This window comes from Haloarchaeobius sp. HME9146 (genome assembly GCF_025399835.1).
In the GTDB taxonomy this organism is placed as follows: domain Archaea; phylum Halobacteriota; class Halobacteria; order Halobacteriales; family Natrialbaceae; genus Haloarchaeobius.
Genome location: NZ_JAODVR010000001.1, coordinates 3,333,814 through 3,355,187, shown reverse-complemented (window position 1 = coordinate 3,355,187; position 21,374 = coordinate 3,333,814). Strand labels below are relative to the sequence as shown.

21 protein-coding genes are annotated in these 21,374 nt (G+C 65.8%); 11 read left to right on the top strand and 10 right to left on the bottom strand.

What is annotated here, in order from left to right:
• Positions 1–2: 2 nt before the first annotated feature.
• The 4 genes from N6C22_RS17255 to icd all read right to left on the bottom strand — a co-directional run bounded on the left by N6C22_RS17255 (position 3) and on the right by icd (position 2,929).
• Complete coding sequence (locus N6C22_RS17255; protein ID WP_261652369.1) at positions 3–287, bottom strand: translation initiation factor; 285 nt, start codon at positions 285–287, stop codon at positions 3–5.
• A 41-nt stretch (positions 288–328) separates the two neighbouring features.
• The gene (locus N6C22_RS17250; RefSeq protein WP_261652368.1) at positions 329–763 is read right to left on the bottom strand and encodes a bacterio-opsin activator domain-containing protein; all 435 of its coding nucleotides are present in this window, start codon (positions 761–763) and stop codon (positions 329–331) included.
• Between the two features lie 100 nt (positions 764–863).
• A complete protein-coding gene (locus N6C22_RS17245) occupies positions 864–1,517 on the bottom strand; it encodes a helix-turn-helix domain-containing protein (RefSeq protein ID WP_261652367.1) in 654 nt (217 codons plus the stop codon).
• A 149-nt stretch (positions 1,518–1,666) separates the two neighbouring features.
• Positions 1,667–2,929, bottom strand: a complete 1,263-nt coding sequence (gene icd / locus N6C22_RS17240; RefSeq protein ID WP_261652366.1) for an isocitrate dehydrogenase (NADP(+)) — start codon at positions 2,927–2,929, stop codon at positions 1,667–1,669.
• 308 nt (positions 2,930–3,237) lie between these two features.
• On the opposite strand from icd, the gene N6C22_RS17235 reads away from it, so the two are divergent.
• Both N6C22_RS17235 and N6C22_RS17230 read left to right on the top strand, forming a co-directional pair.
• Positions 3,238–4,164, top strand: coding sequence for an isoaspartyl peptidase/L-asparaginase (locus N6C22_RS17235; RefSeq protein ID WP_261652365.1), 927 nt, complete (start codon positions 3,238–3,240; stop codon positions 4,162–4,164).
• Between the two features lie 29 nt (positions 4,165–4,193).
• On the top strand, positions 4,194–4,688 hold the full coding sequence (locus N6C22_RS17230) for a hypothetical protein (RefSeq protein ID WP_261652364.1): 495 nt from the start codon (positions 4,194–4,196) through the stop codon (positions 4,686–4,688).
• Between the two features lie 185 nt (positions 4,689–4,873).
• On the opposite strand, the gene ppk1 is transcribed toward N6C22_RS17230, so the two are convergent.
• Complete coding sequence (ppk1, locus tag N6C22_RS17225) at positions 4,874–7,027, bottom strand: polyphosphate kinase 1 (RefSeq protein ID WP_261652363.1); 2,154 nt, start codon at positions 7,025–7,027, stop codon at positions 4,874–4,876.
• 6 nt (positions 7,028–7,033) lie between these two features.
• Complete coding sequence (locus N6C22_RS17220; protein ID WP_261652362.1) at positions 7,034–7,741, bottom strand: metallophosphoesterase family protein; 708 nt, start codon at positions 7,739–7,741, stop codon at positions 7,034–7,036.
• Positions 7,742–7,874: 133 nt separating this feature from the next.
• Between N6C22_RS17220 and map the strand changes: the two genes are divergently transcribed.
• Entirely contained in the window at positions 7,875–8,777 is a 903-nt protein-coding gene (gene map / locus N6C22_RS17215) for a type II methionyl aminopeptidase (RefSeq protein WP_261652361.1), read from the top strand.
• Between the two features lie 84 nt (positions 8,778–8,861).
• Here the strand turns inward: map and N6C22_RS17210 are convergent, their stop codons facing one another.
• Positions 8,862–9,062, bottom strand: coding sequence for a hypothetical protein (locus N6C22_RS17210; protein ID WP_261652360.1), 201 nt, complete (start codon positions 9,060–9,062; stop codon positions 8,862–8,864).
• A gap of 255 nt (positions 9,063–9,317) precedes the next feature.
• Between N6C22_RS17210 and N6C22_RS17205 the strand changes: the two genes are divergently transcribed.
• The 3 genes from N6C22_RS17205 (at position 9,318) to N6C22_RS17195 (ending at position 11,890) form a co-directional block, all read left to right on the top strand.
• Positions 9,318–9,860, top strand: a complete 543-nt coding sequence (locus N6C22_RS17205) for an HIT domain-containing protein (RefSeq protein WP_261652359.1) — start codon at positions 9,318–9,320, stop codon at positions 9,858–9,860.
• A gap of 170 nt (positions 9,861–10,030) precedes the next feature.
• On the top strand, positions 10,031–10,837 hold the full coding sequence (locus N6C22_RS17200; protein WP_261652358.1) for a ZIP family metal transporter: 807 nt from the start codon (positions 10,031–10,033) through the stop codon (positions 10,835–10,837).
• Positions 10,838–10,966: 129 nt separating this feature from the next.
• Entirely contained in the window at positions 10,967–11,890 is a 924-nt protein-coding gene (locus N6C22_RS17195) for a cation diffusion facilitator family transporter (RefSeq protein WP_261652357.1), read from the top strand.
• A 1-nt stretch (position 11,891) separates the two neighbouring features.
• Here N6C22_RS17195 and N6C22_RS17190 read toward each other — a convergent pair whose 3' ends face one another.
• Positions 11,892–13,148 (bottom strand): tRNA (N(6)-L-threonylcarbamoyladenosine(37)-C(2))-methylthiotransferase, encoded by a 1,257-nt coding sequence (locus N6C22_RS17190; RefSeq protein WP_261652356.1) that lies wholly within the window; start codon positions 13,146–13,148, stop codon positions 11,892–11,894.
• Between the two features lie 282 nt (positions 13,149–13,430).
• Between N6C22_RS17190 and N6C22_RS17185 the strand changes: the two genes are divergently transcribed.
• Both N6C22_RS17185 and N6C22_RS17180 read left to right on the top strand, forming a co-directional pair.
• A complete protein-coding gene (locus tag N6C22_RS17185) occupies positions 13,431–15,371 on the top strand; it encodes a hypothetical protein (RefSeq protein ID WP_261652355.1) in 1,941 nt (646 codons plus the stop codon).
• Between the two features lie 267 nt (positions 15,372–15,638).
• Positions 15,639–17,627, top strand: a complete 1,989-nt coding sequence (locus N6C22_RS17180; protein ID WP_261652354.1) for a hypothetical protein — start codon at positions 15,639–15,641, stop codon at positions 17,625–17,627.
• A gap of 30 nt (positions 17,628–17,657) precedes the next feature.
• On the opposite strand, the gene deoC is transcribed toward N6C22_RS17180, so the two are convergent.
• Positions 17,658–18,302, bottom strand: a complete 645-nt coding sequence (deoC, locus tag N6C22_RS17175; RefSeq protein ID WP_261652353.1) for a deoxyribose-phosphate aldolase — start codon at positions 18,300–18,302, stop codon at positions 17,658–17,660.
• A gap of 117 nt (positions 18,303–18,419) precedes the next feature.
• On the opposite strand from deoC, the gene N6C22_RS17170 reads away from it, so the two are divergent.
• From N6C22_RS17170 to N6C22_RS17160, 3 genes are read left to right on the top strand one after another with little or no spacing between them, the layout of a single operon-like run.
• On the top strand, positions 18,420–19,385 hold the full coding sequence (locus N6C22_RS17170) for a ribose 1,5-bisphosphate isomerase (RefSeq protein WP_261652352.1): 966 nt from the start codon (positions 18,420–18,422) through the stop codon (positions 19,383–19,385).
• Positions 19,386–19,434: 49 nt separating this feature from the next.
• Positions 19,435–20,307 carry a DUF63 family protein gene (locus N6C22_RS17165; protein WP_261652351.1) on the top strand — a complete coding sequence of 291 codons (873 nt, stop codon included), beginning with the start codon at positions 19,435–19,437 and terminating at the stop codon, positions 20,305–20,307.
• Between the two features lies 1 nt (position 20,308).
• Positions 20,309–21,190, top strand: a complete 882-nt coding sequence (locus tag N6C22_RS17160) for a carbohydrate kinase family protein (protein ID WP_261652350.1) — start codon at positions 20,309–20,311, stop codon at positions 21,188–21,190.
• A 17-nt stretch (positions 21,191–21,207) separates the two neighbouring features.
• Here the strand turns inward: N6C22_RS17160 and N6C22_RS17155 are convergent, their stop codons facing one another.
• Positions 21,208–21,366 (bottom strand): hypothetical protein, encoded by a 159-nt coding sequence (locus N6C22_RS17155; protein ID WP_261652349.1) that lies wholly within the window; start codon positions 21,364–21,366, stop codon positions 21,208–21,210.
• Positions 21,367–21,374 lie beyond the last annotated feature (8 nt).

The window sequence follows — 21,374 nt, the reverse complement described above, 5'->3', positions numbered from 1 at the left end:
CGTCAGACGGTGTATCCGTCGGCGCGGAGCAGTTCGACCACTCGGTCGACCTGGTCGCCCTGTATCTCGATTCTGTCGTCCTGGACGGTGCCACCCGCGCCTGCAGCACGCTTCAACTTGCTCGCGAGTTTCCCGAGGTCGACGTCCGGCGGGAATCCCTCCACGATGGTCATCGGTTTCCCGTAGCGGCGGCGCTCGACCCGGACGGAGAGCTGTGCTTCCGAACGGTCCAGGTCTCCCAGCAGGTCGATATCGAGGTCGTCGAAGGCTGTCGAGTCTTTTGCCACGCGGAGTGTAGGCTGGCAGCAGGTATAGCCGTTACCGGCGCTCAGCCGACAGCGATGTACTCCGTGTCGGCGATGGAGATGCCTGTCCTGGCGCACTCCGCGAAGAACGCATCGCGGCTGCGGTCGTCGGGGAACCGGAGGAAGAAGTGCCACTCGTCGGTCCCTCGTCCGTCCAGTATCGCTCCGTGGAACCGGTAGATGGTGCTGACGAACGGGGTCGCATCTGGTCGCCACCAGATGCGGTACAGTCGCCGACCCGGCAGTGACTCGACCAGTGACAGCCGCTGGATCTGGTCGAGCGACCTGGCAGCCTGCTCGAACCCCTCCAGGTTCCGCCCCACCACCCAGACGAGTGGCGCGACCGCACCGTCGACGGGGACGACCCGGACGAGCTCGACAGCCGCCGCTGGCGTCCGTGCAGTGAGCGCGCCGAGCGGAAAGTCGGTCGCCGCGACCGTGACGTCGACGAGAGTCATTCTCGGGTAAAGGTTGGTCACTGGCGTGCTTGGGTGTGCGCCCGGTTCTCTCAACCCGCTTAAAAAGGACCTTGGAGAATCAACGTGGGGGCGCTCGAACTCAGTTGGCTTCTTCCTCCAGGACGACCACGTTCGCAAGCTTGTCCATCGCACGCCGGAGTCGCTCGCCCGCCGCCTGCTCGCTGATGCCGAGTTCGGCGGCCACGTCCGCGAGGGTCGCGTTCTTCGGGACCTTGTAGTAGCCGAGACTCGCCGCGATCTCGAGCGCCTCGCGTTGCTCGTCGGTGAGCCCGAAGTCGTACTTCTGGTTCTGCACCTCGGCGAGTGTGTGCAGCCGCCGGAGTTCGAACGGAACGTCGTTGTCCGAACACCACGAACTGAACGACGAGAGGTCGCCGTGGTCGTTGAAGCGCAGCCGGAACAGCCACTTGTGGTTCCCGTGTGCCTCGAGGATGGTCGCGCCGAGTTCGGCGATGACCGAGACGAAGCTCACCACGTCATCTCCCCATGTGACGCGATACAGCACCGCATCGTCCAGTCTATCCAGTACGGTCAGCTTGTCGACCGACTGTAGCTGTGCAGCCCCCCGTTCGAACGCCTCGAAGTCGCCTCCCTGTGCCCAGAAGAATGGGATAACGGCATCGTCCGTCGGTACGACCCGTTCGAGCTCGATTCGCATCCCCGGTTCTTCGAGCGTCAACTGGCCGAGAGGGAACGACTCCGAGGCGATCGTCACTTCCGCGATAATCGCCATCTACGAAGGAGACGCTTGCGAGGCTGATAAGTGTGTGTGCGAGCGAATCTGGAGACTACAAGCGTTTTCCGAGGGGTTCTCGCGGGATTCGTCTGTTGAATCGGTCAGCGGTGGCCGAAAAATGCGGTGGAAATCGGTTCGAGGCTGGCTTACGCGAGCTCTTCGATGTTTTCGACGACCTTGTCGGCGAACTCGCTGGTGGCGAGCTTCGTGCCGCCCTCGATCTGGCGCTCGAGGTCGTACGTGACGAAGCCCTCGGAGATCGCCTTCTCGACGGCGTCGCGGATGAGCTGACCGGCGTCCTTCCAGCCCATGTACTCGAACATCTCGCGGCCGGAGAGGATCATCGCGGTCGGGTTGACCTTGTCCTCGCCAGCGTACTTCGGGGCGGAGCCGTGGACCGGCTCTGCGAGACAGCGGGTCTCACCGTAGTTCGCACCGGGGGCGATGCCGAGGCCACCGATCTGTGCGCCGGCGGCGTCGGACATGTAGTCGCCGTTGAGGTTCATCGTCGCGATGACGTCGTACTCGTCGGTACGGGTCAGGAGCTGCTGGAGCATGTTGTCGGCGATGCGGTCCTTGACGACCAGCGTGCCCTCGGGAGCCTCGCCGTCGTACTCCTCCCACAGCTCGTCCTCGGTGATGACGTCCTCGCCGTACTCCTCTTCTGCGACCTCGTAGCCCCAGTCACGGAAGGCACCCTCGGTGAACTTCATGATGTTGCCCTTGTGGACGAGGGTGACGGAGCCGCGCTCGTTCTCGATGGCGTAGTCGATGGCCTCGCGGACGAGACGCTTCGTTCCGAACTCGGTGATCGGCTTGACGCCGATGCCGACGGGGCCGTCGTGGATGACGCCCGTTGCGCCCATCTCGTCCTCGACGAACTCCTTGACCTGCTGGACCTCGTCGGTACCGGCTTCCCACTCGATGCCGGCGTAGACGTCCTCGGTGTTCTCACGGAAGGTGACCATGTCCATCTTCTCGGGCGCTTTGACCGGGGACGGGACGCCGTCGAGGTGGTAGGTCGGTCGGACGTTCGCGTAGAGGTCGAGCTTCTGGCGAAGCGCGACGTTCAGGCTGCGGAAGCCAGCGCCGACGGGGGTCGTGAGCGGGCCCTTGATGGCGACCTTGAACTGCTTGATCGCTTCGACGGTGTCCTCGGGCAGGTTCTCGTCGTATTTCTCGCGGGCGGACGAGCCAGCGTAGAGGCGCAGCCATTCGATGTTACGACCAGTCGCCTCGGCGGCGGCGTCGAGGACCTTCTGGGCCGCAGGTCCGACGTCCGTTCCGATTCCGTCCCCGTGGATGATGGGGATGATGGGGTTCTCCGGGACGACGAGTTCGTTGTCGTCACCGACCGTAATCTGCTCCCCCGCTTCGGGGACGTCGATCTTGTCGTAGTCGTAGCTCATGTCGTCTAGAGCGTCGGAGGTTGCGCCTAAAAGGGCTGCCATTTGCGTGCGAGCGCAAGTTTTGCGGCGTTTGAGCGTGTTTCGTGCTGACGTGTAACAAACTCTGAACGGTGGTGTAGTTGCCAGCCGGCGGTTGGTCTCGAAGCGCCCCACACCCTCCCCAGCCGACTCCCTCTGTTTCGCTTCGCGCGCTTTCGACAGTGCCCCTCGCTTGCGCTCGGTTCACTGCCCCCGCGCGCCTTGGTGGCAAGTCGACCATCGCCCACCAACCGTCAGTACTTATACTCGCTCGCCCGGCAGGGTCGGGTATGCACGTCATCGTCCACGGTGGTGCGGGCGCGAACCCGGACGACCCGGAGACACGACAGGGAGTGCTCGACGAGGCAGCCGCTGCGGGGTCCGACGCCGAGACGCCCCTCGACGCGGTCGAACAGGCCATCCACGTCCTCGAGTCGTCGCCGCGGTTCAACGGGGGCTTCGGCGGCGCGGTCCAGTCCGACGGCGTGGTCCGGACCGACGCGGGCGTCATGACCGACGACCTGGAGACCGGGGCGGCCTGCTCGATGCCGGGCGTCGAACACGCGGTCAGCGTTGCCCGGGCTGTCATGGAGGAGACGCCGCACATCTGCGTCTCCGGGGAGCACGCGGTCGACCTCGCCGAGGACTTCGGCGTCGAGACCGGGGTCGACCTGCTGAGCGACCGGGCTCGCGAGCGCTGGGCCGAGGAGGACGTCCCCGAGGGCGGCCCGAAGGAACACCTCGCGTACCTCGAGGAGCGATTCGGGACGACCGACCCCGACGGCAACCCGGCGGAGATGGACCACGACGCCGACGAGGAGACCTCGTCGAGCAGTGATCTGTTAGATCACGATACGGTCGGCGCAGTCGCCTACGACGGCGATTCCTTCGCCGCCGCGACCTCTACCGGCGGGCGCTGGCTCGCGCTCGCGGGGCGCGTGGGCGACGTCCCGCAGGTGGGCAACGGGTTCTACTGCGCCCCCGCGGGTGGTGCCTCGGCCACCGGGGCCGGCGAGGACATCGCCCGGGTGACGCTCTCCCGGCGTGCGGTCCGCCACCTCGAATCGGGGCACTCCGCCCAGGCCGCGGCCGACCTCGCGATCTCCGAGTTCGGCGAACTCACCGGGTCGAGCGCGGGTATCATCGTCCTCGACCGGGACGGGAACGCGGGCAGCGCGTTCAACTCCGACGCGATGCAGATTGCGGTGTCGCGCTAGCTTTTCTCTCGACGCGACGTAGTCTCTGCGTGGAATCGGTTCTCCCGCTACTCTCGCTGTTGACCTACGTCGGCATCGTCCTCGGTGCCGTCCCAGCGGTCGCACTGTCGTTCGTACTCGCGCGGTGGGTCGCCTTCGAGCGCGCGCTGGCGACCGTGGTCGGCCTCCCCGTGCTGGTCGCGGTGCTCGGCGCGCTGGTCCTTGGCGGGCCGGTCGCCGGTCTCGTCGTCGCCGCGACCGCGCTCACGTTGGTCGTCGTCCCGCTGCTGGTCGGGGTCGCACTCGTTTCGACACGTGCCGATGGTGACGCCGGGGTCGCGCTCCGTCGTGTCGCCCTCGCGTGGCCGGTCGCCCTGTTCGTCAGCGCCGGGGTCTTCTTCCTCCCCGGTGGGGTGACCCGGTACAACGTGACGTTCCTCGACCAGCTCGTCGCCCTGCTTGCCCTCGGTTTCGTCGTGAGCATCGTCCTGCTCGGACCCGGAATCATGGGGATGCTGTCGCTACGACGCCGTGGCACGCGGTAGCAATATTTTACGTCGATTGTCGAACTGCATCTTTATTGTCGTCGAATACCTCAGTTCTACTATGCTCGAGCAGAGCCAGCACAGCGACACACGCCGCTGCCCGGAGTGCGAGGAAGAGACCGTGAACGTCCAGGGTGTCGACGCATGCCCGAAGTGTGCGTGGGTCGACGAGACGCGCTGAGAAGCTACCGGTCGTCGAGAATCCCCGGCGTCCACGAGTTCTGGTCCACCTCGTGGACCGCCGCACGCTTCTGTTCCATCAGTCGTTCCTGCATGTTGACGACCGTCTCGTCTGCTGACGGGCGACGCTGTTCGTAGGTACCGTCGGCGTTCATCTCCCAGCACTTGCGGTTGTCCGCACCGTTGAGCTGCAGGATGGCCCACAGCTCCTCCTGCAGGTCGGTGTTCTCGACGGGGGTGACCGCCTCGATGCGGTTGTCGAGGTTGCGCGTCATCCAGTCGGCCGACCCGATGTAGAAGCCGGGGTCGTCGTTCTCGAAGTACCAGATGCGAGAATGTTCGAGGAACCGCCCGACGACGCTGTACACGTCGATGTTCTCGCTCACGCCGTCGAGGCCCGGTCGGAGCCGGCAGATGTCACGGACGTAGAGCTCGATGTCGACGCCCGCGATGGACGCCTCGTACAGCTCTCTGACGATGCCGGGGTCCTCCAGCCGGTTCATCTTCGCGACGATGCGGCCCTCGCCGCCCTCGCGGGCGACCACCGCCTCGTGGCGAATCATCGCCTCGAAGTCTTTGCGCATGTTTCCGGGCGCGATGAGCAACTCGCGGTACTGGTCGTGCATCGAGTGCCCGGTGAAGAAGTTGAACAGCTTCACGAGGTCCTGCCCGATGTCCTTGTTCGCGGTGAGCAGGCCGATGTCGACGTACGTCTTCGCCGTCTCGGAGTGGTAGTTCCCGGTTCCGACGTGGGAGTACAGTTCGACGTCGTCGCCCTCCTCGCGAACCACGAGCGTCGTCTTGGTGTGGGTCTTGTAGCCGGGCGTCCCGTACGCGACGTGGATACCCTCTTCTTCGAGTTTCTTCACCCACCGCAGGTTGTTCTCCTCGTCGAAGCGCGCCTTCAACTCGACCATCACCGCGACCTGCTTCCCGTTGCGGGCCGCCTCGATGAGGCTCTGGATGACGTTCGAGTCGCGCGAGGTGCGGTAGATGGCGGCCTTGATGGCCAGCACGTCGGGGTCGTGGGCCGCGTCGTCGATGAACGTGTGGACCGTCTTCGAGAACGAGTGGTACGGGTGATGGACCAGCATGTCCCGCTGCTGGATGGTGTCGAAGAGGTCCCGGTCTTCCTCCTCCATCCGGGACTCGAGCAGCCGCGGGTGCGGCTGTGGCGTCCACGGGTCGAGTTTGAGGTCGGGTCGGTCGAGGTCGGTCAGCCCCATCAGGTCGCGGTAGTCGAGCGGGCCCTCCCGTTCGAATATCTCGCGCTCGGTCACGTCCAGGTGTTCTTTCAGTAGCTCCCGCACGCGGTCGGGGGTGTCGGCCTCGAGCTCGAGGCGTACCACGGTCGCGAACCGGCGCTCGCGCAGGACCTCCTCTATCATGTCGATGAGGTCCTCTGCGACCTCCTCGTTCCGCCGGACCTCGGCGTTCCGGGTGACCCGGAACATCGAGTGGTCGAGCACCTCCACGTCGGGGAACAGCAGGTCGAGGTTCGCCGCGATGATGCCCTCGATGGGCACGTAGGTGTGACTGTCGCCGACCTGGACGAGCCGCGGCCGGTTCCCGGGAATCTTGATGCGCGAGAACTTCGGCTCGGCGTCCGGGCTCTTCCGGGTCAACACGGCGAGTGAGAGCGAGAGGTTCGAGATGAACGGGAACGGGTGGGCCGGGTCGAACGTCAGCGGGGTCAGCGTCGGGAGCACGGAGCGCTCGAAGTACTCACGCAGGTCCTGCTGTTCGTGGGGCTCGAGGTCGTCGTGGTCGACGACGTAGATGCCCTGGTCCGCGAGCGCCGGCCTGATGTCCTCGCGGTAACAGCGCGCCTGCTCCTCGAACATCGGGCGCGTCTCTTGCATGATCTCTTCCCACTGCTCTTGGGGCGTGCGACCGTCGGGCGTGGTGTCGGTCACGTCGACCGCCATCTGCTGTTTCAGGCCGCCGACCCGCTTCATGAAGAACTCGTCGAGGTTCGAGGTGAAGATGGAGAGGAACTTCACCCGTTCGAGGAGGGGATTGCGCTCGTCGATGGCCTCGTGCAGTACCCGCCGCTGGAAGGCGAGTTCGCTGAGCTCGCGGTTGAGGTAGTACTCGGGGGCGTCGAGGTCGTAGTCGTGGTCCACGACTGATTCGACCGGTGGGGAGTCGTCTGCCATCGGTTCTTACGCTACCTTGCGGCCGGGCGGGGTAACGATTTTCGACGATTTGCGTCCCTTCCCCTCGCGGTCGAGCGGGACGGCGATGAACTCGTCAGCCCAGTAGTCGTACGCGGTCAGCTCCCCGCCGTAGACGCAGCCGGTGTCGAGGCCGACGGCCCACTCGCGGTGAACTGGCGCGTCGAGGACGGTGTGGCCGAAGAACACCTTCGGCGCGCTGTCGTACTCCTCGAACCAGTATGGTCGGTCGTAGCTCCCACCGGGTGCGAGCGAGCGCATGTTCTGGACGTCGTCGACGCTGTGGTCTGCCAGGGGCTTGCGCGGGTCGATGCCGCCGTGGACGACGAGCGACTCGTCGAACGAGATGGCGACCGGCATCGACGCGATGTACTCCATGTCGACCGCGCTCAGTTCGTCGAGCGTCTTCTCCCCGCGGATGAGCTTCTCCTCGTTGTTCCCGCGGACCGACAGCATGTTCGGGGACTCGCGGACGAGCTGGACGACGCCGCGACTGTCCGGGCCCTTGCGGACGAGGTCGCCGACGAAGAGGACGAGGTCGTCCTCGCTCGGGTCTATCTCCTGCAGGAGGTGCTGCAACGCGTCGAAGCAGCCGTGAACGTCCCCGACGACGTAGATGTCGTCCCAGTCGTCCGCGTCGACGGTTCGATGCCAGGCGGCCGCTGTGTCCGAGAAGGCTGGTTCTGGTGCGCTCATCGTGGTGACTTACGTGAGAGAGGTCGTCACCGACATAAACAGTTTCTAAGTGAACTATATATCCCAATATACGACAACTTTGTCGCGCCCACCGAACGCAACCTCTTTTTCGCCGGTGAGCAAATCACGTGACATGAGCGAGACCGAGGTCGACCTGGACGCAGAGAAGTACGAGAAACACCGAGAGGCCGGCCGCATCCTCGCCGAGGTACGGGACGAGGCCGCTGAGATGGTCGAGGTGGGCACGAGCCACCTCGAGGTCGCGGAGTGGGCCGAAGAGCGCATCCGCGAACTCGGCGGCCAGCCGGCGTTCCCCGTCAACATCTCCATCGACGAGGAAGCCGCCCACGCGACGCCGAGCATCGACGACGACTCCGTCTTCGGCGAGGAGATGGTCAACCTCGACATCGGCGTCTGCATCGACGGCTGGCTGGCCGACACCGCCGTCACGGTCGACCTCTCGGGGAACCCCGAACTCGCCGAGGCGTCCGAGGAGGCACTGGACGCGGCCCTGGACGTGGTCGAGGCCGGCGTCGACACCGGCACCATCGGCGCGGAGATCGAGGACGTCATCAAGGGCTACGGTTTCAACCCGGTCGTGAACCTCTCCGGCCACGGGCTGGGCCACTGGGAGCAACACACCGACCCGAACATCCCGAACCGCGCCGTCTCGCAGGGCACGACCCTCGAAGTCGGCGACGTGGTCGCCATCGAACCGTTCGCGACCGACGGGAGCGGAAAGGTCTCCGAGGGAGCCGACGAGGAGATCTTCGCGCTCGAGCGGGAGGCCTCGGTCCGGGACCGCAACGCCCGACAGGCGCTCGAACAGATCACCGAGGAGTTCAAGACGCTCCCGTTCGCGACCCGCTGGCTCGACATCGCCCGTCCCGAGATGGCGCTGCGTCGGCTGAAGATGAACGACATCGTCCACGGCTACCCGGTGCTCAAAGAGGACGATGGGAAGCTCGTCAGTCAGAAAGAACACACCGTCATCGTCACTGAAGACGGCTGTGAAGTGACCACCCGGTCACGATAACCGCGCCCACCCGCAAACGAGTATCCCCGAGTCTTCCTTTCCCTGTTCGTCTGTCGATACGTGTCGAACCCTGCTGTCGACCCCTTACGCGTTGTTCATGCGCTGGCTCGCCCGCTCCCCACACCGCTGGCATTCCGTCACCCGGTAGGGTTCGCGCGAGAACTGGGAGTTCTCCTTCTTCGTGCTCTCGGTAACCAGCTGCACCGACACGCTGTGGAGCGTGTCCGTACCGCAGCTGTCGCAGTGTTCGTTCCGCCCGTTGAGTGAGTTGTCAGTCGTCGCCATCCACTTGGCCAGATGAGGTATAGTAGCATAAAAAGAATCGACCGTTTATACGGTTGAACAGACCATTCTTGACAACCAATAGTGATTATCGGTTAATGTGCCGATATCAGCAGCTTCGAAACGTCTCGGGGCCGAATGAGGGGTGCTTGTAATCGGGATGTTGCCTCTTGAAACCGGGATAGCAGCCCTTTCGTACCAGATATCAGAGGGGTGCTGTGACGTGGGATTGAAATCACCAGCCCTCCGAGTGCAGGTATGGAACAGGTGTTCGCACCGTGGCGGATCGAGTGGGTGGAGCGCGACGACAAGAACGAGGACATCGAGGGCTGTGTGTTCTGCGAGCTCCCGACGAGAGACGGCGACAGGCAGTACCGCATCGTCGCCAGCAGCGCCCACGCCTTCGTCATGCTCAACAACTACCCGTACAACCCGGGGCACGCCATGGTCATCCCACGCGACCACACCGGTGACTACGGCGACCTCGACGAGGAGACCCTGCTCGACCACGCCAGACTGAAACAGCGAACCCTGTCTGCGCTCGAGGATGCCATGGGTGCAGACGGCTTCAATGCCGGCTTGAACCTGGGTGGTGGGGCGGCAGGCGGCTCTATCGACGACCACCTCCACACGCACGTCGTTCCCCGTTGGAACGGTGACACGAACTTCATGCCGGTCGTCTCGGACACGAAGGTCATCGTCGAGGCGCTGGAGGACACCTACGACCGGCTGCACGAGGCGTTCGCGGCCCAGGACGGCGCGACAGTGGTCGATTCTGACACCGCGGTCCGCTTCGACTGAGCGGTCGGTCCATCCGGTCCCGCGGCTGGTGCGCGCGCCCTGTCCGGGCCAGGTTGCCCCTGCGCGCCCCGGCGAACCCACAATCGACAATTTTGGTTTAGGGGAACCGAAAATAATTTTCTGAGATGGCAAGCGTTATGTCGCCGCCCACGCGAGTATCGAACAGAGACATGGCGCTGCTGGAGAACCTGGTCCTGGTGTTCATCGCGGGGCTCATCACCGCACTGGCCACGGGCCTTGGCGCGCTACCGTTCTTCGTCATCGACGACATCAGCGACCGCTGGAACGTGGTGCTGTGGGGGGTCGCCTCGGGCATCATGGTGTCGGCGTCGGTGTTCGGCCTCATCTTCGAGGGGACGGCGAGCGGTACCCTCACCGCGGTCGGCATCGGGATGCTCGCGGGCGTGGTGCTGGTCGTCGTCGCACACGAGATCATCGAGGAGTACGAACCGGAGCCCGGCGCGTACGCCGAGGCGGACTTCAAGAAGCTCCTGCTCATCCTCGGCATCCTCACCGTCCACTCCTTCCCGGAGGGCGTCGCCGTCGGCGTCTCCTTCGCCGAGTTGAACCTGCCGGGGCTACAGGACGGTATCTCGTTCCTCGGCTTCGGCGTCCCCATCGTCGCGGTGTTCATCACGGTCGCCATCGCCATCCACAACGTCCCGGAAGGCGTGGCCATCTCCATCCCGCTGCGGGCGATGGACGTGAGCGAGCCCAAGATGGTCTGGTGGGCCGTCTTCTCCAGCCTGCCACAGCCCATCGGCGCGGTCATCGCCTTCGGCTTCGTCCGGTACGCCCGGGAGTTCCTCCCGTACGGCTACGGGTTCGCCGCGGGTGCGATGATTTTCCTCGTCGCCACCGAGTTCATCCCGGAGGCGCTGGAACTCGGCGAGCGCATGGAGGGTGGTGGCCGGCTGGAACTCGTCTCCGGCGTCGCTCTCGGCTTCGCCGTGATGGTCCCACTCGCATTCATCTGAGCGGGGCTGTTGTAAGACGGCTTCACTGCGACCGCGCGACGGTGGGTCGTCGTCGTGTGACCCCGTGCCGGCACTCCCTCTGCGGAAACGCGACAAGCCCTTTTACTCCCCCCTCGTATCCCGACACGAATGGCACGCGGCAGTACCGTCAGGCAGGTCGGCGCTATCATCGTTGTCGCGAACGTCCTGCTCGCGGCGGTGAAGGGGCTCGTCTACTGGCAGACGGGCAGCCTCGCGGTCGGCTCCGAGGCGGTCAACAGCCTCGCGGACTCCGCGTACAGCCTCATCGTCTTCCTCGGGTTGTACCTCACCACGCAGCCGCCGGACTTCGAGCATCCCCACGGCCACGAGCGCATCGAGCCGTTCGTCTCGCTGTTCGTCGCCGTCGGCGTGTTCGCGGCCGGCGGGTTCGTCCTCTGGCAGTCCGTGACCACGCTCCTGGCCGGCGAGTTCGTCGTCCGCTACTCCACGTCCGCGGTCGCCGTCCTCGTCGCGTCCGGCGTGGTGAAACTCGGGCTCTATCGCTACTGCCTCCAGATGGGTGACGACTACAACTCTCCGGCGCTGGTCGCGACCGCCCTCGACAACCGGAACGACGTGCTCACCGCCGGAGCCGCACTCGTCGGCGTCGTCGGCTCCGGCCTCGGTTTCCCGGTGCTCGACCCGCTCGCGGCCGGCGTCGTCTCGCTGGCCATCCTCTGGACCGGCGTCGAGATCGTCCGCGACAACGTCAACTACCTCGTCGGTGCCGCGCCGCCGGAGGACCTCCGCGCCGAGATCGTCTCGCGGGCGCTCGCCCATCCGGAGGTCCACGGCGTCCACGACGTGGTCGCCCACTACGTCGGCCCCGAGATAGACGTCTCGTTGCACATCGAAGTCGAGGGCGACCACACGCTGTTCGAGGCGCACGACATCGAGTCCGACGTGGTCCAGTCCATCCGGGATATCGAAGAGGTCGACGACGTGTTCGTCCACGTGGACCCGAAGGAACTCGGCGAGTGGAAAGACGACTGGGCGACGGAGGAACTGTTACGGAAGGACGGCGGCGACTGAGTCAGACCGGCGTCCCGAACGCGTAGACGGTGTTCTGTCCCGTCACTTCGAGGTCGACGAAGTCGCCCGGTTCGAGACCGTGCTCGGAGGCGTTCTGGACGATTATCTGGCGGTAGGCCGCGTCGCGACACTTCACGGAGTCAGCCGTGCCCTCCTGGACGACCAGCACGTCCTCCATCGTCTCGCCGACCATCGCCTCGTAGGCGTCGCCGACGACCTCCATCTTCAGCTCGGACATCTCCTTCGAGCGCTCCTTCTTCAGCGTGCCGCCGAGCCCCTTCATGTCGGCGGCGTCGGTGCCGGGACGCTTGGAGAACCGGGTGACGTTGATCTTCTCGGGCCGGGTCTCGCGCAGGAGCGCGAGGCTCTGCTGGTGGTCCTCGTCCGTCTCGGTCGGGAACCCGACGATGAAGTCGGTGCTCAGGGTCCAGTAGTCGAGTGCGTCGTCGAACGCCTCGACGACCTCGACGTACTCCGAGACCTGGTGCTGGCGGCGCATGTCCCCCAGCACGTCGTTCGAACCGGACTGGACGGGCGCGTGCAGGAAGTTGTAGAGTTCGTCGTGCTTCGCGAACACCGCGGCGAGTTCGTCGCGGATGCCGTGGACGCCCTTCGGGTTCGCCATGCCCACGCGTACGCGGAAGTCACCCTCTATCTCGGTGCAGATGCGGTCGAGCAGCGTGTGGAGCTTGCGCTCGCCCTGCTCCCAGCCGTAGACGCCGGTGTCCTGGCCGGTGATGCGAATCTCCTTCGCGCCCGCGTGGACCAGTGCGCGGGCCTTCTCGAGGTTCTCCTCGACGGGTGGGCTGTCTATCTTCCCGGTCGCGTGCTTCGTGATGCAGTACGAGCAGTCGCTCATGCAGCCGCGCGCGATGGGGAGGATGCCGACGACGCCGTCGAGCACCGGTTCGACGCCGGGGCCGGGCGTCGGGCATTCCCCGTTGGTGACGGCCTGTGGCACGTCGTCCCAGTGGAGGATCTGGGCGTCGATGTCCTCGTTCTCGAACTCCTCGCCCTGGGCGAGCGCCATGCAGCCGGTGACGATGAGGTCGGCCGTCTCGGCTTCGAGTTCTTTGGCCCGGCGGAGCATGTTGCGCTCCGTCTTCTCGACGACGGTACAGCTGTTCATGATGGCGACGTCTGCCGTCTCGGGACCGTCGACGCGGTAGTGGCCGGCGTCCCTGAGCGCCGACTCTATCTGGCGGCTCTCCCCGCGGTTCGAGGTGCAGCCGTACGTTTCTATGTGGTACCGGGCCATGCTATCGGTCCTTGCCCGTGCGCGGGCAAAAGCGCCACGAAACCGAGTCGGGCGGGAGTCACCATCGTGGGACCACCCCTGCCGAGATTCGTATGCCTCGCATGATACTATCTCGCAGGCGGCGTCGGGGGCCAGTCGAGGGACTCCCTGAAAATGGCCTCTCGACCGGTTTCGGGGCTGCTGTCTGGGGTCCGTCTCCGGGAGCTACCCGACGACGATGTATAATTCCAGTGGCACTTGAAGCGGGGGAATTATTAGGATGGCTAGATGATACCCGGCCGAATGCGTTCGAAAAAACAGACGATGCTCGTTCTCACCGTCACCGCCCTGCTCGTGGCAAGCGCCATGGGCAGCGTGGTGACCGTGGGAGCGACCCCCGCTGGTGAGGACCCGGCCCCCGCCGTCGGCTCCCTCGCCCAGGACGATTCGCTCGAATCGGCAGATGAGATATACGTCAAAGAGAACGGTGACGCCGTTCTCGTCTACGACACCGGGAGTCAGAGCCCCTCCACCTCCACCACCGGACACTACGGGGTCGACCTCTCCCAGGGGCTGATGCACATCCTCGTCGAGGACCAGACCCCGACGCAGCGCAACGTGACGGGCGACGCGACGTTCGTCCTCCAGCCGGAGTCGTTCTCCGGTGACGGCTCGCTCGAGATGCCCACGCCCGACTCCGTCGAGGACCTGACCTTCGACGCGTCGGTCACCCAGACCACGGACAACGCGAAGGCGTCGGCCTCCTTCGACGGGACGTTCTCCAGCGAGGACGGGACCGTGGGCCAGTCCACCTCGATGGTCAAATCGCTCTCGACCGAGGGGACGATGAAGACCACCGCGAGCACGTTCACCACGAGCGGCTCGGTCGACGTCGCCTTCGAGCAGAAGCCCGCCTCCCTCGCGAACCAGCACCACGAGTTCACGCTGAAAGAGACCAGCGGTGGCTACACCCTGACCGCCGCCCAGAACTACGAGGTCGGCCAGTACTCGGCCGACGCCTGGAGCACGCGTGCGGATGCGAAACAGCAACTCGAATCCCAGTTCAGTGCCCTCACCCGCCAGCTCGACGGTGAGGTGTCGGTCAGCGTCGACTCCTACTCGTTCGACTCCTCGACCAACCGCATCGACATCGCGTACACGGTCCAGTTCACCGGTGTGGACGAGGCCATCTCGACGCAGCTCGCCTCGGCACTGGCGACCTCCCAGCAGCTCGACCTCTCCGAGAGCGAGGCCGACGACCTCGCCCAGCGCATCCAGCAGCTCGAAGTGACGAAGGTGTCCGCGACGGTCGACGTGACCGACACGAACGCGAAGGCGTCGTGGGACGTCCAGCTCGACGAGTACGACGAGCCCGTGAAGGCGATGTTCGACCTCGCCGCCGCCTCCGAGATGCAGGACGAGGACGCCGAGGCGCTCGAACAGGCCAAGGCCGCGTTCGAGGCCCAGCAGGCGGCCGACCTCCAGCAGACGGTCACCTGGAACGGCAAGCTGACCTCGCCCGACGAGAACACTGCGCGCGTCCAGTTCGACACCGAGTACACGACGAAGAACTGGGGCGCGTACGTCTCGGAGATGGAGTCCCGTACCGACACCACCTTCGGCACGATGTCGCTCGAGGCCCACGCCGAGACGAACGACGGGCAGCTCGAGACGACGATGTCCGCCGAGGTGAAACAGCAGGACTTCCTCGACAGCGCCGTCGACAGCGCCGTCAAGTCGCTGCAGGGCAGCCAGACCGACCCGCAGGTCAAGCGGCTGCTCGAGGCGTTCCAGAAATCCGGCTTCGAGAAGGCCAAGATGGACGTCTCGATGGAGGACGGGAACGTCTCGATGGAGGCAGGTGCCTCGTTCGACAACCTCTCGGCGTTCGAGGACGCGATGGCCGAGCAGTACGGTGACCTCAACGTCGTGAGCGCCTACGGGACCGCCGGCAGCGACGGGAAGACCTACGTCCGCCTGAAGGGAGCCGTCTCCGAGGGTGCGAGCGAGTCTGACGTCCGGTCGCTGGCGGTCGTGGACAGCGAGACCACGGTCCACATGCCCGGTGACTGGAACCCCGACGAGCAGAGCTTCCCCGAGATGGACCACGACGAGGTCCGGAACTACATCGGTGTGAACAACGGTGGCGGCGGCATGCTCGGTGGCATGCCCGGCTTCGGCGTCGGCACTGCCATCGTGGCGGTCCTCGGCCTGAGCCTGGTCGCGCTTCGAGTGCGCGACTGAACGACTCACGTCGGCTCGACCGCCCACCGCGAACCGCTCTCCACTTTCTCGACGTCGACTCGCTGGGCAGCGACCGGCACTCGCGACAACCGTGGGTAATTGTTCTGTTAGGTTCTGTCCTGTAGAGAGAGGTGTACCGCGCCGAACCCCGAGTTAGGGGGTCACTGTCTCCGTGTTAGTTACTGCTCACTCACCCTGCTGGAGACTCCCAAATAGTGTCAGATTATACGAGAGTGTTATCGAACCAAGCGACCAAGGACATACGTAATGCCTTCCAACTTACGGACAGCGCTCGTCGTCGCTGTCACACTCATGCTCGTCACGAGCGCGGGCGTCGCGGGGGCGGCGTACGGCACCGCGACGAGCGCCGACATGCACGACGCGTCGGTCGAGGCGGCCGACGAGATATTCGTTTTCGAGAACGGTGATGCCGTGCTCGTCTACAGGGGCGAACACGAGGATACCGCCACGTCCGGACACGCCGCACTCGACGTGTCCAAGGGACTCGCAGCCGTCTTCCTGACCGGTGCGACAGACCCCGAGCTGAGCGGGCAGGCGACCATCGACATCGACCCCGACATGTTCGACGCCCAGGGGGCAGTCGCGATGCCGACGCCGGAGTCCCTGACCGACCTGACGCTCGACGTCAGCACGTCGACCGACGAGACGGAGAGCAGCGGGTCGCTCGTCGTCGACGCGACGTTCATGAGCGATGCGGAGACGACCGGCGAACTCCCCACGACCTCCACCGACGAGATCCTCGCGACCGAGGGTGTCGTCACCATAGGGTCCTCGCTGACGATGCAGGGCTACGTGTTCATGGGGACGCTGCCCGAGATGGCGGAAGAGAACGCCGAGATGCCCGCGGAGGCCGATGAGCCGGAGGCCGAGGCGTTCGAGGGTGACGTCTACGAGCTCACGCTCACCGAAGTCGACGACGGATTCGTCCTGTTCGGCTACCAGTCGATCATCGTGAACGAGTTCGCGACCGACAGCTGGGAGACCAGCGAAGCCGCCGAAGAGACGCTCCTGAACACCTTCAGTGGTGTCGGGGAGATGCTCGACGGTGAGACGACCGTCACCGTCGACGAGCACGAGTTCGACGCGGAGACCGGTCGGCTGACGATGGCCTACACGGTCAACTTCGACGGTGTCGAGGAGGCGCTGTCGGAACACCTCGCCGACGCCATGGCTGATTCCCAGGACGTCGAACTCACCGAGGAGCAGCGTGAACTCGTCGCCGAGCGCATCAGCGCCGCGACGCTGACCGAGATGACGGTCATCATGGAGCAGACGGAGTCGACGACGGTGTTCGCCTGGAACGTCAAGCTCGACGGGATAGACGAACTCGTCACCGCGAACCTCGACATCGCGACGCTCGCCGGGAAAGACGAGGCGCTCGTCGAGACGCACCGCGCGAAACTCGACGCCAAGCAGGCAGCGGACCTGACGATGACGCTCAACTGGCGTGGGCTGCTGTCGAGCGTCGACGCCGACGAGCCGACGAACCGCCTCCAGCTCGAGGCTGGATTCGACCACGAGAACTGGGAGTCGTTCGTCACGGAACTCGACGCCCGTGACATCGACGTTCCGACGTCCAGCGTGCAGATAACTGCCGGCACCGAGGAGGGCGTCCTCTCGACCGACATGGCCGTGACGGTGAGCCAGAGCGGCCTCGTCGACATGGTGCTCGCCGAAGCGATGAAGCAGGGTGCCACGGACGACATGGACCCGCACTCGGCGAAGATACTCGAGGCGATGCAGCAGGGCGACCTCGAGAAGGCCAAGCTGATGGTGAACATGCAAGAGGGCACGGTCACCATCCAGGCGGCCGCGAAGTTCGCCGACCTCACGAAACTCGGTGAACTCGTCGACGAACAGTTCGATGGGCTCCACGTCCAGAAGCTCTACAGCGAACTCGAGGCCGGCGAGACCACGACCTACGTCAAGGTGACGGGTGCTACGATGGCGAACCCGACCATCGACCAGGTACAGCTCCTGCCCGAGGTAAGCGTGGACACGGTCGTCCACATGCCCGGTGACTGGGACCCCGCGACCACGGTGTTCCCCGAGATAGATGAGACCCAGGTCGGTGCGTTCCTCGAACTCGAGGAAGCCGCGCCCGACCAGGAGCCGATGGGGGCCGGTGAGGAACAGCCCGAACCCATCGCGGCCGGTGTCTCCGGCACCGCCATCGGCGTGGGCGCGGTCGCACTCCTCGGTGCGGCGCTGCTCGCCCGCAGAGTCCGGGGCTGACCCCGCGAACCGACCCCGGTTTTTTCGACGTTACTCCGCGTTCTCGACGTAGTCCTCGACGATAGCGACGCCGCTCGATGCGCCGATGCGGACCGCGCCGGCGTCGAACATGGCCTCCGCGTCAGCCCACGAGCCGACGCCCCCACTGGCCTTCACGGGCAGGTACTCGCTCATGAGTTCGACGTCCTCGACGAGGGCACCGCCGTCGGCGAACCCGGTCGAGGTCTTGACCATCTCCGCGTCCGCGTCCTTCGCGGCCTGGCAGGCGGCGTGTTTCTCCTCGTCGGTGAGGAGTGCGGTCTCGATGATGACCTTCACGGGGATGGGTACCGCGGCGACGAGGTCCGCGAGTTCCTCGCGCACCGCCTCGGTGTCGCCCGCCTTCAGCCGGCCGATGTTGATGACGACGTCGAGTTCGTCTGCGCCGTCGTCCCACGCCTGGACACCCTCTTCGCGCTTCATCCGGGGGGCGTGCTGGCCGTGGGGGAAGCCGACGACGGTCGCCAGCGTCACGTCTGGGGCGTACTCGGCGGCCTCGGCGACGTAACACGGTGGGATACAGGCGTTCATCCCGTACTCGGCGGCCTCGTCGAGGACGCCTCGCACGTCGTCGAGGGTCGTCTCAGGGCCGAGGACGGTGTGGTCGATGCTGGCGGCGAGTTCCTGACGGTTCATGGCCCGGTGTTCTCGCGCCGGGGTGAAATACGGCGTGTTCTGCCGCGGTGCGCGTTCGGCCGGTGGCGGGGCGGGGCTGTCGGGCACTTTTTGTTCGCTCCGGATAGAGTTGTAGGTATGAGCTCCCCTACCGTCCATTCCGACGTGGCCGAGACGGCCGACGACATCGCGACCATGGAGATCCGTGGGGCGGCGACCATCGCCGACGCCGCCGCGGGTGCGCTCGCGACACAGGCCAGAGAGAGCGACGCGGACACGCCGGACGCCCTCAGGGCGGAACTGCGAGCGGCCGCGAGAGTCCTCTACGAGACCCGACCGACCGCGGTCAGCCTGCCCAACGCCCTCCGGTTCGTGATGGCCGATATCGAGGGCGACACGCTCGAGGAACTCCGACAGTCGGTACTGGACAGCGCCTCGTCGTTCCAGCGGGACCTCGACGACGCCCAGGACCGACTGGGAGAGATCGGGGCGAACCGCCTGCGAGACGGCGATACGGTGATGACCCACTGTCACTCGACCGACGCGCTCTCCTGTGTGAAAGCCGCCCTCGACCAGGGCAAGCACATCGAGGCCATCGTCAAGGAGACCCGTCCCCGGAAGCAGGGCCACATCACGGCCCAGCAGCTCCGCGAGTGGGACGTTCCGGTCACCCTCGTCGTCGACAGCGCGGCCCGGCGCTACCTCAACGACGTTGACCACGTCCTCGTGGGGGCGGACTCAATCGCGGCCGACGGGAGCGTCATCAACAAGATAGGGACCTCCGGGCTGGCGGTGAACGCCCGCGACCGCGGGACGCCTGTGATGGTCGCCGCCCAGACGCTCAAGCTCCACCCGGACACCCTGACGGGCCACACCGTCGAGATAGAGATGCGCGACGAGACGGAGATCATCTCCGACGAGGAGCGCGCCGAGATACAGGGCGACCCCGACGGCTTCGACGTGGTGAACCCGGCGTTCGACGTGACGCCGCCCCGGTACGTCGACGCCATCGTCACCGAACGTGGACAGTTCCCGCCCGAGAGTGTCGTGGTGCTGATGCGTGACCTGTTCGGTTCAGAGACCAACCGGCCGTGGGAAGCCTGACGGTCCCGGTACCGGAACCTTCTTTCTGTTCGCCCCCACGATATCGGACATGTTACCTGTAGGGGCAGAACTCCCTCCACTCGTCTATCTTGTGCCGCTGGTGCTGGCATTCTTGGGGGTTGCCGCGCTGACCTGGGCGGTCCATCCGCCGGTCACCGACTGGACCCCTGTGGCGTTCGCCCCGTGGATGATGACCGGGGCGGTCCTCCACGTCCTCTACCAGCTCGAAGCCTATCCCGAGGCCGTTGCGCCGCTGTTCGGGACCATCACGGTGTATATCACGGTCGCGACGTTCACGGGTCTCGTCTGGATACTGATGACGTTCCTCGCCGCCATCCGGCAGAACTTCCACGTCGACCGGGCCGTGGGCACCGCCGGAACCGGTTTCGCCGCCATGTTCCTCGTGTTCGCGGTCCTCCTGGCCATCAACGCGGGCGACTTCACGCCGTTCTGGTCCGTCATCGGCGGCGTCATCGCCGGTATCGTGGCGGCGGTCGCCTGGCTCCTGTTCAGCCTGAAGTACACCGAGGTGGCCGCCCACGTCGGGAAGACCGGCGCGTTCGTCGTCTTCGCACACACGCTCGACGGCGTCACGACGGCCATCGGGTACGACGTCCTCGGGAGCAGCGAACGCGTCGCGCTCTCGCGGTACGTCCTCGAAGCCGGTGAGCGTCTCCCGACCGCCGAGTTCATCGGTGGCGGGTGGCTGTTCGTCGTGGTGAAGATCGTCCTCGCGCTGATAATCGTCGCCGCGTTCAAGGAGTTCGTCGACGAGGAGCCGCGCCAGGCCCGGCTGTTGCTCACGTTCGTGGCCGCCGTCGGCTTCGGCCCCGGGATCCACAACCTCGTGTTGTTCGCCGTCTCCGGCCAGGGAGCCGTGTCGAGCCTCCCCTTCCTGTCGGTTCTCCCGGTGGTGCTGTAGGATGGTCCGCGTCCTCACCGCGGGGCACGTCAACTGGGACGTGACGTTGCGGGTCGACCGCCTCCCCGAGCCAGACGGCGAGTCCCGCATCGACTCCCAGCAGGCCTCCGGCGGCGGCAGCGCCGCCAACGTCGCGGTCGCGCTCTCGCATCTGGATGTCGACGCCGAGTTGCTGGGCAGCGTCGGCGACGACGAACACGGCCTGCTCGCCCGGCGCGAACTCGAAGCGGCCGACGTCGACCTCGATTCCCTGCTCGTCGCCGAAGCCGCCGAGACCACCGTCAAGTACCTGCTCGTGGACGAGGCGGGTGAGGTCGCGGTGCTCGGCAACGACGGCGCGAACGAGGCCGTCGCCCCCGACGACGTGGATCCCGAGGCGGTCCGCGCCGCCGACCACGTCCACCTCACCAGCCAGCGCCCCGATACCGCGGCTCGTATCGCCGAGGTCGCCGCCGAGGCGGGCGTCACGGTCAGTTTCGACCCGGGACGCCGGCTCGCCGACCGGGACTTCTCGGCCGCGCTCGCGGACTCCGACATCGTCTTCCTCAACGACAAGGAGGCGAAGACCGTCCTGGAGAACGAGTACACCGAGTCCGCGTTCGCGGACCGAACCCTCGTCATCAAGCGCGGAGCGGCGGGCGCGGTCGTCCACACCCCCGACGCGAGTTACGAGCACCCCGGCTTCGGCATCGACCCGGTCGACACCACCGGCGCGGGCGACGCCTTCGCGGCGGGCTTCCTCTCGGCGCTCTTGACCACCGACGACTACGAGCGGGCGCTGGAGCGCGGAAACGCCTGCGGGGCCATCACGGCAGCAGAAGAGGGGGCGCGGGCTGCCCCGACGACCGAGGAAGTCGAGGCGTTCCTGGACGAGCAGTTCTGAGTGTTGCTGCAGTCAGGTCAGCGGGTGTTCGCGTTCCACCAGCCCGCCCAGTTGAGGTACAGCGCGAGGAATACGACGACAGTGGCGACGCCGCCCATGATCAGCGTGTACTCCAGCCCCACTGGTTCCGTCTCGCGGTACAGCCCGGTCGCCGGTCTCGCCGTCGGTGCCGACACCCGATGAC